The sequence below is a fragment of the Enterobacter sp. 5-4 genome, assembly GCF_000612205.1.
GTDB lineage: Bacteria > Pseudomonadota > Gammaproteobacteria > Enterobacterales > Enterobacteriaceae > Enterobacter > Enterobacter roggenkampii.
In genome coordinates, this window is record NZ_JFHW01000036.1 from 144,547 (window position 1) to 158,428 (window position 13,882).

At 52.6% G+C, this 13,882-nt stretch carries 11 protein-coding genes; 6 read left to right on the top strand and 5 right to left on the bottom strand.

Annotation, left to right across the window (positions count from 1 at the left end; genetic code table 11):
- Window positions 1-359 precede the first annotated feature (359 nt).
- From AA74_RS0120740 to AA74_RS0120755, 4 genes are all read left to right on the top strand, one after another.
- Window positions 360-1,496 (top strand): polysaccharide export protein, encoded by a 1,137-nt coding sequence (locus tag AA74_RS0120740; protein ID WP_008500886.1) that lies wholly within the window; start codon window positions 360-362, stop codon window positions 1,494-1,496.
- A 2-nt stretch (window positions 1,497-1,498) separates the two neighbouring features.
- Window positions 1,499-1,930 (top strand): protein-tyrosine-phosphatase, encoded by a 432-nt coding sequence (locus AA74_RS0120745; protein ID WP_021241484.1) that lies wholly within the window; start codon window positions 1,499-1,501, stop codon window positions 1,928-1,930.
- A gap of 17 nt (window positions 1,931-1,947) precedes the next feature.
- A complete protein-coding gene (locus AA74_RS0120750; RefSeq protein ID WP_025913222.1) occupies window positions 1,948-4,128 on the top strand; it encodes a polysaccharide biosynthesis tyrosine autokinase in 2,181 nt (726 codons plus the stop codon).
- 76 nt (window positions 4,129-4,204) lie between these two features.
- The gene (locus AA74_RS0120755) at window positions 4,205-4,720 is read left to right on the top strand and encodes a protein disulfide oxidoreductase (RefSeq protein ID WP_023325651.1); all 516 of its coding nucleotides are present in this window, start codon (window positions 4,205-4,207) and stop codon (window positions 4,718-4,720) included.
- Window positions 4,721-4,756: 36 nt separating this feature from the next.
- Here the strand turns inward: AA74_RS0120755 and AA74_RS0120760 are convergent, their stop codons facing one another.
- The 3 genes from AA74_RS0120760 to AA74_RS0120770 all read right to left on the bottom strand — a co-directional run bounded on the left by AA74_RS0120760 (window position 4,757) and on the right by AA74_RS0120770 (window position 8,958).
- Window positions 4,757-6,223 carry an aspartate aminotransferase family protein gene (locus AA74_RS0120760; RefSeq protein ID WP_023325650.1) on the bottom strand — a complete coding sequence of 489 codons (1,467 nt, stop codon included), beginning with the start codon at window positions 6,221-6,223 and terminating at the stop codon, window positions 4,757-4,759.
- A gap of 18 nt (window positions 6,224-6,241) precedes the next feature.
- The gene (locus tag AA74_RS0120765) at window positions 6,242-7,618 is read right to left on the bottom strand and encodes a diaminobutyrate--2-oxoglutarate transaminase (protein WP_014884533.1); all 1,377 of its coding nucleotides are present in this window, start codon (window positions 7,616-7,618) and stop codon (window positions 6,242-6,244) included.
- Between the two features lie 332 nt (window positions 7,619-7,950).
- Window positions 7,951-8,958, bottom strand: coding sequence for a LacI family DNA-binding transcriptional regulator (locus tag AA74_RS0120770; RefSeq protein WP_021241480.1), 1,008 nt, complete (start codon window positions 8,956-8,958; stop codon window positions 7,951-7,953).
- 238 nt (window positions 8,959-9,196) lie between these two features.
- Here AA74_RS0120770 and AA74_RS0120775 point away from each other — a divergent pair, with 238 nt between their 5' ends.
- On the top strand, window positions 9,197-10,438 hold the full coding sequence (locus AA74_RS0120775; RefSeq protein ID WP_021241479.1) for an MFS transporter: 1,242 nt from the start codon (window positions 9,197-9,199) through the stop codon (window positions 10,436-10,438).
- Window positions 10,439-10,454: 16 nt separating this feature from the next.
- Window positions 10,455-11,888: a glycoside hydrolase family 32 protein gene (locus tag AA74_RS0120780; RefSeq protein WP_025913224.1), complete on the top strand. Its 1,434-nt coding sequence runs from the start codon at window positions 10,455-10,457 to the stop codon at window positions 11,886-11,888.
- A gap of 78 nt (window positions 11,889-11,966) precedes the next feature.
- Here AA74_RS0120780 and AA74_RS1000000123165 read toward each other — a convergent pair whose 3' ends face one another.
- Both AA74_RS1000000123165 and AA74_RS0120790 read right to left on the bottom strand, forming a co-directional pair.
- A complete protein-coding gene (locus AA74_RS1000000123165) occupies window positions 11,967-12,428 on the bottom strand; it encodes a hypothetical protein (RefSeq protein ID WP_025913225.1) in 462 nt (153 codons plus the stop codon).
- Between the two features lie 221 nt (window positions 12,429-12,649).
- Entirely contained in the window at window positions 12,650-13,657 is a 1,008-nt protein-coding gene (locus AA74_RS0120790; protein ID WP_084832429.1) for a YadA C-terminal domain-containing protein, read from the bottom strand.
- Window positions 13,658-13,882 lie beyond the last annotated feature (225 nt).

Here is a 13,882-nt window from a genome sequence, read left to right on the forward strand (position 1 = left end):
GTAGCCCAATTGCGTGATGCTTATCAGTATCGGGAATATTGTCGATGCATTATATTTTTAATATTTATCATTTCATTAATTAATTCTGAAAATAACTTTCCATATCAAAGTTAGAAAGCGAGGCGAATGCTTTCTCTCTGAAGAGCATTTAATATTGCCTCCGGATGAAGCGTGCTGACATCCGTTTTTTTAACCAGGTCGAGTATAGGATCTGTTTTTTAAAACGCGGGTGAGGTGTGTTTTATAAGGGCAGGAAGTTCATCTCTCATAAGCATAATTGATTACATTTCATGGGGTTGGATTGGGTCTTTTTACAGGCTTAACGATAAACGCAACGTTAAAAAGAAATATTTATATTAATGAAAAGTACAACTGCATTTTCGCTGTTATTTCTCAGTATTAGTCAGTTAACAGGGTGTGTTTTTTCACCTGGTCAGAACTTAAGTGTGTCAGGTAAGAAAGTTATTTCGGCGGAAGAGGCAAATTATCAGCTTGATAAGCGCGTGGAAATTTTTCCGCTGACGCCGGAGTGGATTGAAAAACTGCGCCCGCCCGTGTCGAAATCTCAGGCAAATCCTAATCTGGACAAGCAGATCAAAAACTGGGAATACCGTATTGGCGCAGGCGACATCCTGACGGTCACCGTCTGGGATCACCCTGAATTAACAACGCCCGCAGGACAATATCGTAGCGCGAGCGATACAGGCAACTGGGTCAACGCTGACGGTACGCTCTTTTATCCCTATGTCGGTAAACTGCGGGTGGCAGGAAAAACGGTTTCACAGGTACGTGAAGAGATTACGGCTCGACTGGATAGCGTCATTGAGAGTCCGCAGGTGGACGTCAGCGTAGCCTCCTTCCGTTCACAAAAAGCCTACGTCACCGGAGAGGTGGAAAAATCGGGTCAACAGCCGATAACCAATATTCCGCTGACGGTGATGGATGCGATTAACGCCGCGGGTGGGCTCTCGGCGGATGCCGACTGGCGTAACGTCGTGCTCACACACAATGGACAGGACGCCCACCTCTCACTCTATGCCCTGATGCAGCATGGCGATTTGACCCAAAATAAGCTGCTTTATCCTGGCGATATCCTGTTTGTTCCCCGGAACGACGCGCTGAAAGTGTTCGTAATGGGCGAGGTGGTGAAACAGAGCACCCTTAAGATGGATCGTAGCGGCATGACGTTGGCCGAGGCCCTGGGCAATGCCGGGGGGCTTAACCAAAATATGGCCGATGCAACCGGCATTTTTGTTATTCGCCAGGTATCGAAAAAAGGTGACACCGACAAAATCGCCAATATCTATCAGCTGAATGCGGAAGATGCTTCAGCCATGGTGCTGGGTACGGAATTCCAGCTTGAGCCGTATGACATTGTCTACGTCACCACGGCACCGCTATCGCGCTGGAATCGCGTGATCTCCCAACTGGTGCCCACCATCAGCGGCGTACATGACCTGACCGAAACCGTTCGTAACATCCGATCGTGGCCGTAGTCATGTTCCATTCAATCTTAGTGGTCTGCACCGGCAATATTTGCCGCTCACCCATTGGTGAGCGGCTATTGCGTCAGCAATTACCCGGCAGGCAGGTCACCTCTGCAGGTATTTTCGGACTAGAAGGACGCCCGGCGGATGCGAGTGCGCAGGCTGTGGCCTTGCGTCACGGCCTTTCGCTGGAGGGGCACGTTGCCCGAAGGGTGACGTGCAGTCTGTTGCAACAGTCCGACTTGATTCTGGTGATGGAGCCGGAACACCTTCGTTTTATTGCCACAATGGCCCCGGAGAACCGGGGAAAATCGCTGCTATTTGGACAATGGCTGGAAACCCAGGACATTCCCGACCCGTATCGCAAAAGCCGTGAAGCCTTTGAATATGTTTTCGGGCAATTGGGGAAAGCCAGTCAGGAATGGGCTCGTCGTTTGAGTTAACAAGGAATGAAGCCGTAATGTCGTCTTCTAAATCAGACAAATATAGTGCTGCGACACCGCAGAATAACGAAATGGATCTCATTCAGTTGCTTGCTGAGATGTTCGATCACCGGGTAATGATCGCGTGTGTTACGCTTCTGTTCACGGTATGTGCGGGGATCTACGCCTTCAGCGTCACGCCGGTTTATCAGGCTGATGCCCTGGTGCAGGTCGAAGCGAAGCAGGGCAACGCGCTGCTCAAGAACCTGACCTCGCTCAGATCCGATCTCTCACCCGATGTCGCTCCAGAACTTTTACTCCTTAAATCACGGATGGTCCTCGGACAGACCGTTGATCGGTTAGGGCTGACCTACGAGGTTAATAGGCGCTTGTTCCCCGTCATTGGAGCTTTCTGGGAGCATGTGCAGGGGCGCAACCCCGCTGAAATCACGATTGGCTCGCTGAATATTCCGTCTGTGGAGGGGGATCCACAAACGCTTTTACTCACTGTTCTCGAGCAAGGGCGATATCGTCTTGAGGGACAAACGCTTGAGGCAGAGGGCGTTGTTGGAAAAGCGCTACTTAAAGAGGGCGTCTCTCTTCTGGTGACCTCCCTCAATGCGGCTCCGGGAACCCAGTTTACCCTCAACATCGTTACCAGGCTTGAGGCGATCAACGCCATTCAGAGCAGACTGACGGTTGTGGAGTCGTCGAAACAGAGTGGAATGATCGCCTTAACGTTAACGGGTGACGATCCCGGCAAGACCGCTACGGTACTTAATACGATTGCCGAAAATTTTCTCAGCCAGAACATTGCGCGCCAGGAAGCTAAAGATTCCCGTAGCCTCACGTTCTTACAGGATCAGTTACCTAAAATCAGTCGCGAACTGGATGAAGCCGAGGCACGACTGAATGCTTATCGAGAGCAAAGCGATTCGGTCGATTTATCTCTTGAGGCAAAGTCGGTTCTTGATCAGGTAGTTAACGTGGAAAATCAGCTTAACGCGCTGACGTTTCGCGAGGCAGAGGTATCCCAGCTGTTCAAAAAGGACCATCCCACCTACCGTGCTTTACTGGAGAAAAAACAAACGCTTGAGCGGGAACGCGCGCGCCTGTATAGCCGCGTCTCCTCCATGCCATCCACGCAGCAGGAAATATTACGCCTGAGTCGTGATGTTGAATCCGGGCGCGCCGTATACATGCAGTTACTGACGCGTCAGCAAGAGCTGAGCATCTCGCGCTCCAGCGCTATCGGGAATGTGCGGATCATAGACCCGGCGGTGACGCAGCCGGCCCCTGTCAAACCGCGCAAAGCCCTCATCATTCTGTTTGGTATGATGATAGGGCTGCTCCTCTCTGCCGGAACGGTTTTAGTGCGTTCCGCCTTCAAGCGGGGCATTACCTCGTCAGAACAACTGGAAGAGTTCGGGATGCCGCTGCTGGTAACGCTTCCGCGCTCGGTATGGTTATGGAAAAAAACGCACCTGCGCAGGAGAAACCTGTTTACTTCCCACTGGAAGCACAGGATATCCAACGTGCCTTTCCTGCCCATTGACCGTCCGGCTGATACGTTTGTCGAGGCGATGCGTGGGCTGCGCACCAGTTTGCATTTTACCATGATGGATACCGCAAACCGGGTTGTCGTGGTGTCTGGCCCCACGCAGGACTGCGGAAAGACGCTGGTCAGTACTTCACTGGCGTCGATTGTGGCACAGGCCGGACAGCGGGTGCTGTTTATTGATGCGGATATGCGTAAAGGGTATGTCCACAATGTGTTCAGGCTGAACAATCATCGGGGGTTGTCCTGCGTGCTCGACGGAACCGTTGAGTGGCAGGAGGCGGTTCAACGCTTTGAGAAAGGCGGTTTTGATGTACTGACCTGCGGACCTCAACCTACGCATCCCGTTGACCTGCTCATGAGTGAACGCTTCCAGGATGTGATGGCGCAGATTGAAAAGCGGTATGACATCGTGATTATCGACACTCCACCTGTGCTTGCCGTGACGGATGCTTTGCTGATCGCCAGAGCAGCAGCCACTACGCTGCTGGTCGCCCGCTTTGGTAAAACCAGCGTGAAAGAGATCGAGACCAGCCTTAAGCGTATGGAACGGATGAACGTAAAGGTGAATGGCGTGATCCTCAATGACATTGTGAAATCGGCGGCGCTCTATTACAACTCGGGGTATAGCGCTTACGACTATGGCTATAACCGGGAGTAACCCTGGCGCGACATTTCTTTACAGCGTGATGGTGTATTGCCCGTTAAGATGACCTTCGTTAAAACACGAGGTCACAATGGATAACCGCAAAATCAATCGACTGCGCCGCTGGGCGCGGGAAGGGGTAATACTCGTTCTGCTGACGCTGGCCGTGGCGTGGGGAGTTGATCAATACCGAAAACCGACACTCCCCGCCAGTTTTAGTGCAACGCCGATGACGAGCATCGACGGAAAAATGCATGATATTGCGGCGCTCAGCCAGGAGCGTCCGCTGCTGATCTACGTCTGGGCGACCTGGTGCAGCATTTGCCGTTACACCACGCCTGCGGTTAATCAGCTGGCAGAAGAGGGCGGGAACGTGGTGAGTATCGCCATGCGCTCTGGTGATAACGCAAAGCTTGCACGCTGGGTTGACAAGAAACAGCTTAAAATGCCGGTGATAAACGATGAAAACGGTGCGCTGTCGCAGGCGTGGCAGGTGAGCGTGACGCCGACGTTAGTCATTGTATCGAAGGGGAACGTGGTCAGTACCACAACGGGCTGGACGAGCTACTGGGGATTAAAAATCAGGATGTGGTGGGCGGGCTTATAAGAATAACCCCTCTCCCGGCGGGAGAGGGGTTTTATATTACTTAGCCAGAACTTCCTGCGCGGTGCGCTCAACCAGAGACAGCAGGATTTTGATATCTTCCAGCGTCACGGTTGGGTTCAGCAGCGTCAGCTTCAGGCAGGTCACGCCGTTATGCTCGGTCACGCCGACGTTTGCACGGCCGGATTCCAGCAGCGCATCACCAATTTTCTGGTTCAGCAGGGCGATACCGGCATCATCTGCCTGCACCTCGCCACGGAAGCGGAACAGCACGCTTGCCAGCTGCGGCTGCATAACCAGTTCCAGCGCAGGCTGCGCTTTCACGTACGCCGCAACCTGCTGTGCCAGGGTCACGCCGTGATCGATGATCGCCGCGTATTGCTCCTGACCCAGCGCTTCCAGGCTCATCCACAGCTTCAGCGCGTCGAAACGACGGGTGGTCTGCAGAGATTTGGAGACCAGGTTCGGCACGCCGGCTTCTTCGTCGAACTCAGAGTTCAGGTAAGCCGCCTGATAGCGCATCAGCTCATAGTGGCGCGCTTCTTTCAGCAGGAACGCGCCGCAGCTGATGGTCTGGAAGAACTGCTTGTGGAAGTCCAGGGTGACGGAATCCACCAGCTCAATGCCGTCCAGGTAGTGACGATACTGCTCAGACATCAGCAGCGCGCCGCCCCAGGCCGCATCAACGTGTACCCAGATGTTCTGCTTCGCCGCCAGCTCAGCAATGGCGCGCAGCGGATCGATAGCACCGGCATCGGTGGTACCTGCCGTTGCGACGATCGCCAGAATCTGCTCGCCGTTCGCATTGCACTGTTCGATTTTCGCCGCCAGATCGGTCAGATCCATGCGGGAGAATTCGTCCGTTTTCACCTGCACCACGGACTGGTAGCCCAGACCCATCAGCGCCATGTTTTTCTGCACGGAGAAGTGCGCGTTTTCAGAGCACAGTACGCGGATCTTACGCAGATCGCCCACCAGACCGTCCTGCTGAACGGAGTGACCCTGACGCGCAAAGAACGCATCGCGCGCCAGCATCAGGCCCATCAGGTTGCTCTGGGTTCCGCCGCTGGTGAAGACACCGGCGTCGCCAGCCTGATAACCCACGCGGGTACGCAGCCACTCGATCAGTTTGATCTCGATGATGGTTGCGGACGGGCTTTGATCCCAGGAGTCCATACTCTGGTTAGTGGCGTTGATCAGCACTTCCGCCGCCTGGCTTACGACCAGGCTTGGGCAGTGCAGGTGCGCCACACACTGCGGGTGATGAACGGACAGGCTGTCTTTCAGGAAGAACTCCACGGCGCGTTCAATCGCCGCTTCGTTGCCCAGCCCTTTCGGGTTGAAATCCAGCTTAATACGGTCGCGCAGTTCCGCGACCGTTTTGCCCTGGTACATCTCAGGCTGTTTCAGCCACTGCATCACAGCCTGAGTGCTTTGTTCAATCGCCTGCTGGTAAGCTTCAATGCTCTGCGCAGAGGAGAACAAAATTGGGTTTGAATCAGACATCGTAATCAATAACTCCGGTTACGCCGGGCGAACGCCCGCAGCAAGCAGTGCCTGCTCAAATTTATCCAGGAAGATCTTCAGCTCTTCATCGCTGATCAGCAGAGAAGGCAGCAGACGCAGAACGATACCGTTACGACCACCGCGCTCCAGAATCAGACCGGCTTCGAAGCACTTCTTCTGAATCAGTGCAGACAGCTCGCCGTCGCCCGGGAAGCAGCCCATGTGGTCAGCGGCTTCGTGCGGCTTAACGATCTCAATACCGATCATCATGCCCAGACCGCGCACGTGGCCGATAACCGGATAACGTTTCGCCATCTCTTTCAGCTGGCCTTTCAGCCATTCGCCCTGTGCCGCCACTTTGCCTGCGATGTTCTGGTCTTTCAGGATTTTCAGCGTTGTCAGACCGGTTGCCATCGCCAGCTGGTTGCCGCGGAAGGTACCGGTGTGGTGACCTGGCGCCCATGCGTCGAACTGCTTTTTGATGCCGAGTACGGCCAGCGGCAGACCGCCACCGACGGCTTTAGACATCACGATGATGTCTGGCTCGATGCCCGCGTGTTCGAAGGCGAAGAATTTACCGGTACGGGCAAAGCCAGCCTGAACTTCGTCGAGGATCAGCAGAATGCCGTGTTCCTGAGTCACTTTACGGATGCGCTGCAGCCACTCAGCCGGAGCCGGGTTCACGCCGCCTTCGCCCTGAACCGCTTCCAGGATCACCGCAGCAGGTTTACGTACGCCGCTTTCAACGTCGTTGATCAGGTTATCGAAGTAGTAAGTCAGCGCTTTCACGCCCGCTTCACCACCGATACCCAGCGGGCAACGGTATTCGTGCGGGTAAGGCATGAACTGCACTTCTGGCATCATACCGTCTACCGCTTCTTTCGGAGACAGGTTGCCGGTCACGGACAGTGCGCCGTGGGTCATACCGTGGTAACCACCAGAGAAGCTGATGATACCGCTACGGCCGGTCACTTTTTTCGCCAGCTTCAGCGCTGCTTCAACGGCGTCAGCACCGGATGGACCGGTGAACTGCAGGCAGTACTCTTTGCCCTGACCAGGCAGCAGAGAGAGCAGGTATTCGGAAAACGCGTCTTTCAGAGGCGTAGTCAGATCCAGAGTATGTAACGGCAAGCCGCTGGTAATGACATTTTGGATGCTTTTCAGCACATCAGGATGGTTATGGCCAAGCGCAAGGGTCCCTGCACCTGCTAAACAGTCAAGGTATTCTTTATTATCTGCATCGGTGATCCACACGCCTTCTGCTTTAGTGATGGCTAAAGGCAGTTTGCGCGGATAACTCCTGACGTTAGATTCAAACTCGGCCTGACGGGCCAGATAGGTTTCGTTGCTTTTGTGGGCATCTACGGTGTCAATACGGACTTTATCCGTCATCATATCACTCCTACAACCGCCGCTTCGTTATGAGCCACGATTGAATAAAAAGTTAAAAAACAGAAGGGGCCTGAAAAAAACGCCGCCAATATAGAGCCTTTTGCCACGGGGCTCAATGGTTAATTTGTTTACTGTTTTGTGACACGTGTGTATAGCGAGGAAATATCCCCTTTTTTAAAATGAAAATTGTATTTTATGCCAAATAAAAACAGCGGGTTACAGGCTCTTTGCCCGGTGTGTAAAGTCGCAGAAAAGAGTGTGACAAATCGTGCCATTCAACGGCACAAAAGGGGGGAAGCTTTCCCTGTTTATCCGGCAGGTGCAGAAAACGGTGCTCACGTTGCCTGTGCAACGGAATCACGCAGTAAAAATGGACTTTCTACGCGCGTGGTTTCCTGATGTTCTTCACCGTTAATAATATGCAGGGCGCTCAGGCGACCAATTTCATAGTGCGGCAGTTGTACCGTCGTGAGAGGAGGAAGGAACAACTCCCCAATGCCCACCATATTGTCATAGCCGATCACCGCGACGTCGTCCGGTATACGAAGCCCTTGTCCCAGTAGCGTCTGGTACACCATAAACGCGATACGATCGTTACCGCAGATAACGGCGTCGAACCTGGGAATGCCATTCTGCATGTGCGCCAGCAACACGGCCGGAATGTCGCGATAGTGCTCATCGCCGAGTGCCATATAGCAGTGCTCCAGGCTGTCCGGATCGAGCCCCGCTTCACGGCATGCACGCTCCAGCCCCTGACGACGGCGGGTTGTGGCCAGATGCCCCTCAGGTAAATGCAGGCAGAGAGGGCGTCGATAACCCTCCGCGAGTAACGCCCGCACGGCGGTATATTGCCCCTGCTCATCATCGGGAATATAGCTGGCGACCTTTTCGCCGTCGCTTTCGCAGTTGGCCAGCACGCAGGGAAGGGTGAGGAGTTTGGCCGGGAGAGGAACCTGACGTAACCCCATGGTGGTGTAGATAATTCCGTCGGGCCGATGAGAGAGGAGAAGGTCGACAATGGCGTCCGGATTGTCATCGGTAAACATATTCATCACGAAGCTGTTCCAGCCGTGCATTCTGGCCGTTTCTTCAATAGACAACGTGATCTCCACCGAGAACGGCGTCGTCACCGTATCGAGCGCCAGTACCCCTATGGTTTTAGGCGAGGCATGCGCGCCGCGTATTTTCTTGGCGGACAGATCGGGCACGTAGCTGGTCTGCTCGATAGCCAGCTGAACGCGCGCCAGCGTTTCCGGCTTAAGGCGCTCCGGGCTGTTCAGCGCGCGGGAGACCGTCATCAGCGATACGTTAGCCAGCTTTGCGACGTCCTTCAGGGAAGCCATTGTCTTACTCCGTTAATGCTCTGCGTGAAAGGGTATACAACTAAGTCGCTGATGTAAAAGAAAGGCTGATGCCCAGGCCGGGTCATGTTTACCTCAGTGATGAATATTTGATCGCGATCTCATTCTCTTAATGTTAACGTTAACTTTCGTGATTAACATCTTAAATTTCAGCCAAACAGCATGAGAAAACGTAAATGTTAACGTTACCATTGCGTCATTACTCCAACATGAGAATGTCATGATGAAAACGCATCACTCTCACAGCTACCCTTTATTAAGCGCATTACTGTTTTTCTTTTTTGTCACGTGGTCATCTTCCGGCTCGTTGCTATCTATCTGGCTTCACCAGGAGGTGGGGTTAAAGGCAGGGGATACGGGGGTCATCTATGCCGTGCTGTCTGTCTCCGCGCTGTGCGCGCAAATCTGCTACGGCTTCATTCAGGACAAACTCGGCCTGCGAAAAAACCTGCTCTGGTTTCTGACCAGCCTGCTCATTCTTTCCGGTCCGGCCTTCCTGCTGTTTGGTTATCTGCTGCAGATTAACGTGTTACTCGGCAGTATTTTCGGCGGGATTTATATCGGGCTGACGTTTAACGGCGGGATTGGTGTACTGGAATCCTATACCGAGCGCGTGGCCCGCCAGAGTCAGTTTGAGTTTGGCAAGGCGAGGATGTGGGGATCCCTTGGCTGGGCGGTGGCAACCTTTTTTGCCGGTCTGCTGTTCAACATCAATCCGAAGCTGAACTTCGCGGTGGCGAGCTGCGCCGGGCTGGTGTTTTTTGTGTTGCTGGCGCGCCTAAGAGTCTCTTCCGCGCCGCACGCCATGCAGGAGGCGGTATCCGGCGGTAAGGTCACGCTGGAGGATGCCTTACGTCTGTTGACGCTGCCGCGCTTCTGGGCGCTGGTGTTTTTCGTTATTGGCACCTGTATTTACGGCGTTTACGACCAGCAGTTCCCGGTCTATTTCTCCTCACAGTTCCCGACGTTGCAGGAAGGAAACGCCATGTACGGCTATCTCAACTCCTTCCAGGTTTTCCTGGAAGCGGCGGGCATGTTCTGCGCCCCGTGGCTGGTGAATCGCCTCGGTGCGAAAAACGGCCTGATTTTCGCCGGAATGGTGATGGCGATGCGTATGGTGGCATCGGGTCTGGTTGAGGGGCCGGTATTGATCTCCATTACCAAGCTATTGCACGCGGTGGAGCTGCCCGTACTGCTGGTCTCCATCTTTAAATACAACAGCCTGCACTTTGATAAGCGGCTCTCTTCCACCCTCTATCTTGTGGGCTTTGCCTGTACAAGCTCGGTGATTGCCTCGGTGCTGTCGCCGCTGGCAGGTTACAGCTATGAGAAATACGGCTTTGCCCAGTCCTATCTCATCATGGGGCTACTGGTCTTCAGCACCACGTTTATCTCCATCTTCCTGTTGCGCTCGGGTAAGTCCTCTTCTGACCCGCTCATGCCGCAACCTTCCACCATCTGATCGAAAGAGTAGAGAAATGATGTATTCCATTACGAAAGCAGAACAGGAACTGCAGTCCAGACGCGAAGGGCTTAATCTGCGCTGGTATCCCCGTTACCACCTCGCAGCGCGCGCTGGCTGGATGAACGACCCGAATGGCCTGGTCTGGTTTGACGGCTGGTATCACGCCTTTTATCAACACCATCCGTATTCGACCCAGTGGGGGCCGATGCACTGGGGCCATGCGCGCAGCAAAGATTTAGTTCGCTGGGAGCACCTCCCGGTTGCGCTGGCCCCGGAAGGGCCAGACGACAAGGACGGCTGTTTTTCCGGCTCAGCGGTGGTGGATGGCGATACGCTGGCGCTGATTTACACCGGCCACAAATTCCACGGCGATCCCGGCGATGAGGCTAATCTCTACCAGGTTCAGTGCCTGGCAACCAGCCGTGACGGCATCCAGTTTGTGCGGCACGGGACAGTCATTGATACACCGCCCGGGCTGCATCACTTCCGCGATCCGAAGGTATGGCGTGAAGGGGCGTGGTGGTACATGGTCGTTGGCGCGCGCGAGGGGGATACGGGCCAGGTGCGTGTGTACCGGTCTGCCGATCTGCGCGAGTGGCACGACAGGGGCGTGCTCGCGGTGGCTGAAAAAGAGATGGGTTATATGTGGGAATGCCCGGACTTTTTCACTCTCAATGGTAAACGCGTGCTGATGTTCTCGCCTCAGGGACTGGCGGCAGACGGATTTAAACATCGCAATCTCTTCCAGAGCGGCTATCTGGTAGGCGAATGGCAGCCTGGTCAGCCCTTTGTGTGTGAAGGTGAATTTGTGGAGATGGACTACGGGCATGATTTCTACGCGCCGCAAAGTTTCCTGACGCCGGATGGCAGACGCATCGTTATCGGCTGGCTGGACATGTGGGAATCTCCGCTGCCGGAACAGGAGGATGGCTGGGCAGGTATGCTTTCTTTACCGCGCGAGCTGACGCTGAGTGCCGATAACCATCTGCAAATGCAGCCAGCCAGAGAAGTTGAAAGCCTGCGCGGGGCGTGGTTCCCCTGCCCGATAAGTACGCTTAATAACCAGCAGATGACGCTGGTGGAACACTGCGATGCGATGGAGGTCATTCTGCAGTGGGAGTGCGCCAACAGCAGCGCGGAGCAGTACGGCATTCGTCTTGGCGACGGGTTACGCCTTTATGTTGATGCGCAGATGCAGCGCCTGGTGCTGGAGCGAGACTATCCGCAGTATGGCCTGTGCGGGACCCGAAGCGTCGCGCTTAACCTGAGCAACGCGCTTAATCTGCGTTTGTTCTTTGATAGCTCCTCCGTGGAAGTGTTTGTTAACGAGGGTGAGGCGTGCCTCAGCAGTCGTATATATCCTGATGCCGACTGCAGCGAGCTCGCATTATTTGCCTGGGCGGGGGGCGCGTCGCTTATTCATGGCGGGGCGTGGCAGCTGGAGTAAATCTATTAACGAGCTAAAAAAAAGCCCCATAAACATGGGGCTACGTAAATATTATCAGGTGGTAGCGTCCTGCAAAGATCACATTTTTGATAATTGTGCGTTTACAACTCTCTCTTTTTCGACAACCAGCTGCATAATATAGCTACCCTTGTGCCATGAACCCTTATTTGGCTTCCAGCCTTTCGAAAGCAGATATTCAGCAGCATCAGAGACAGGCTTATTCATAACGTGATCCGCTTCACCTGATAACTTTTTTAAATCACCGCTTACTTTGGCTGCCTTGCTATCACAACGACCGGCAGCATCCATAACCTGCGTGCAGCCTTCAGGAAGGCGCCTGTGCGCTGACTGTGCAAGTTGAGCAGCATTCTCTAAAGCCTGTTTTTCAGCCGCAGCGTTAATGGCTGTGGTGCGGTTTTGCTCTGCACTATAACAAGCATCTTTACTCACTCCTTTGCTTTGACAATCAGCCATCCGTTGAGCTGGTGAGGAACACGCAGCAAGAGATAATATAGCCGCTACCATCATTAACTTTTTCATTATTGCCTCAGTAATTACAATTATAAATATAGGTGCCTAACATCAAGCCGATCCATATCCCTAATAAAATAAAAGTGAGATACAAAACAGCGGAAATAAAAATTTACTTTGTCATTTTTGTGCTAGCAGCAATGTATTGAGTTATAGCCAGCTAATTAAACTCAATGGTGAGTTTTTAGCTGATTGGCGATTTGCTGGCATTTTAATTTAATATTGTTAAATCACCATCCGTAAGATGCGGACGCCGCAACAATTTCATCACCGTTTGATGTACCTGATGTAGAGAGGGTAGCGGCTATATTCTCAGCGAACTTATGACGGTAACCGACTGCGTAACCTTGCGCATCTTTGAAGTTGGCAGCACCGACGGCAACCGCGTTATCTGTATCAACGTAATGCAAACCAGCAAGAGAAGCAGCGCCAGCGATACCAGCACGATATTCCTTGCGATCCTCATTCTGCTGATTCTCCAGAGAAGAGAACTTAGCGTTATTTTGACTCTCTAACGCAGTAATACGTGATTCATGATTCGCTAATTGTGCGCTGTGATTCTGAATCGTCGTTTCCTGCGTTTGCTGGCGTGACTGAACGTTAGCAACAGCAGCTTTGTTAGCAGCGGCTACCGTTTGTGCATCAACCGCTAAAGATTGCGCATAAGCGCCCGTATTAAATGCCTGAGTCGCTTTGTCAGAGGCATCCTGAAGGGCGTGATCTTGTCTACCCTGATCTGCGTTGAAAATGCTTTTATCTACCTTACTTGCAAGCGTTTGTGTATTAGCATCTGCTTTGCTGTTCGCATTAGTGGCGGTGATTTCGGCATGATCAGCAGCGGCTTTAGCGCCAGTAGCATCAGTAAGCGCTGTATCAGCTTTTGCACCAGCAAGCACAGCATCAGATTCAGCTTTATCTACTCTCGTGTTTGTATCAATGATTGCTTGTCCGTTAGTCATAACGCCTTGTAAAGCTGCGTCAGCTTTATCAGTTGCGCTTTTAATTGCATCATCACGCAATAAATTTTCATCTCGCATGTTGATAATATCAGTGCGATTTTTACCAATATCAACACGATTTGCTTCTTCACGATCTGCATTTTGTTGATTGATTTGGGTTTGAGTCCAGCCCAAAGAATCTACAACATCATCAGCACTGATCGTAGCCGCGAATGTTGCACCAGAAAACACAATACCAAATACAAAAATAGCGGTAGCTGATGTATTTAAACATTTCATATTAAAGCTCTCATCATCAATACAAGAAAAAATTAGGGCGCTATCCTGGCGGGAAGATACAACGTCTTGTTATATCTGTATTAATTCACGATTAACGTTGAAAATTTTGGTTTGATAACTTATTTCGTAACGTGCAGCAACTATCTATGAATGTGTAATTATAATTATTGATCTAAATCATAAATCGCATTAATAGCTAATTTAGTTCGCTGTAATAGAAAAGAT

What these genes read in the sequence shown, in the direction of transcription:
- AA74_RS0120740 (WP_008500886.1), top strand. Translation starts at nt 360, where the DNA reads ATGAAAAGTACAACTGCATTTTCGCTGTTATTTCTCAGTATTAGTCAG.
- AA74_RS0120745 (WP_021241484.1), top strand. Translation starts at nt 1,499, where the DNA reads ATGTTCCATTCAATCTTAGTGGTCTGCACCGGCAATATTTGCCGCTCA.
- AA74_RS0120750 (WP_025913222.1), top strand. Translation starts at nt 1,948, where the DNA reads ATGTCGTCTTCTAAATCAGACAAATATAGTGCTGCGACACCGCAGAAT.
- AA74_RS0120755 (WP_023325651.1), top strand. Translation starts at nt 4,205, where the DNA reads ATGGATAACCGCAAAATCAATCGACTGCGCCGCTGGGCGCGGGAAGGG.
- AA74_RS0120760 (WP_023325650.1), bottom strand. Translation starts at nt 6,223, where the DNA reads ATGTCTGATTCAAACCCAATTTTGTTCTCCTCTGCGCAGAGCATTGAA.
- AA74_RS0120765 (WP_014884533.1), bottom strand. Translation starts at nt 7,618, where the DNA reads ATGATGACGGATAAAGTCCGTATTGACACCGTAGATGCCCACAAAAGC.
- AA74_RS0120770 (WP_021241480.1), bottom strand. Translation starts at nt 8,958, where the DNA reads ATGGCTTCCCTGAAGGACGTCGCAAAGCTGGCTAACGTATCGCTGATG.
- AA74_RS0120775 (WP_021241479.1), top strand. Translation starts at nt 9,197, where the DNA reads ATGATGAAAACGCATCACTCTCACAGCTACCCTTTATTAAGCGCATTA.
- AA74_RS0120780 (WP_025913224.1), top strand. Translation starts at nt 10,455, where the DNA reads ATGATGTATTCCATTACGAAAGCAGAACAGGAACTGCAGTCCAGACGC.
- AA74_RS1000000123165 (WP_025913225.1), bottom strand. Translation starts at nt 12,428, where the DNA reads ATGAAAAAGTTAATGATGGTAGCGGCTATATTATCTCTTGCTGCGTGT.
- AA74_RS0120790 (WP_084832429.1), bottom strand. Translation starts at nt 13,657, where the DNA reads ATGAAATGTTTAAATACATCAGCTACCGCTATTTTTGTATTTGGTATT.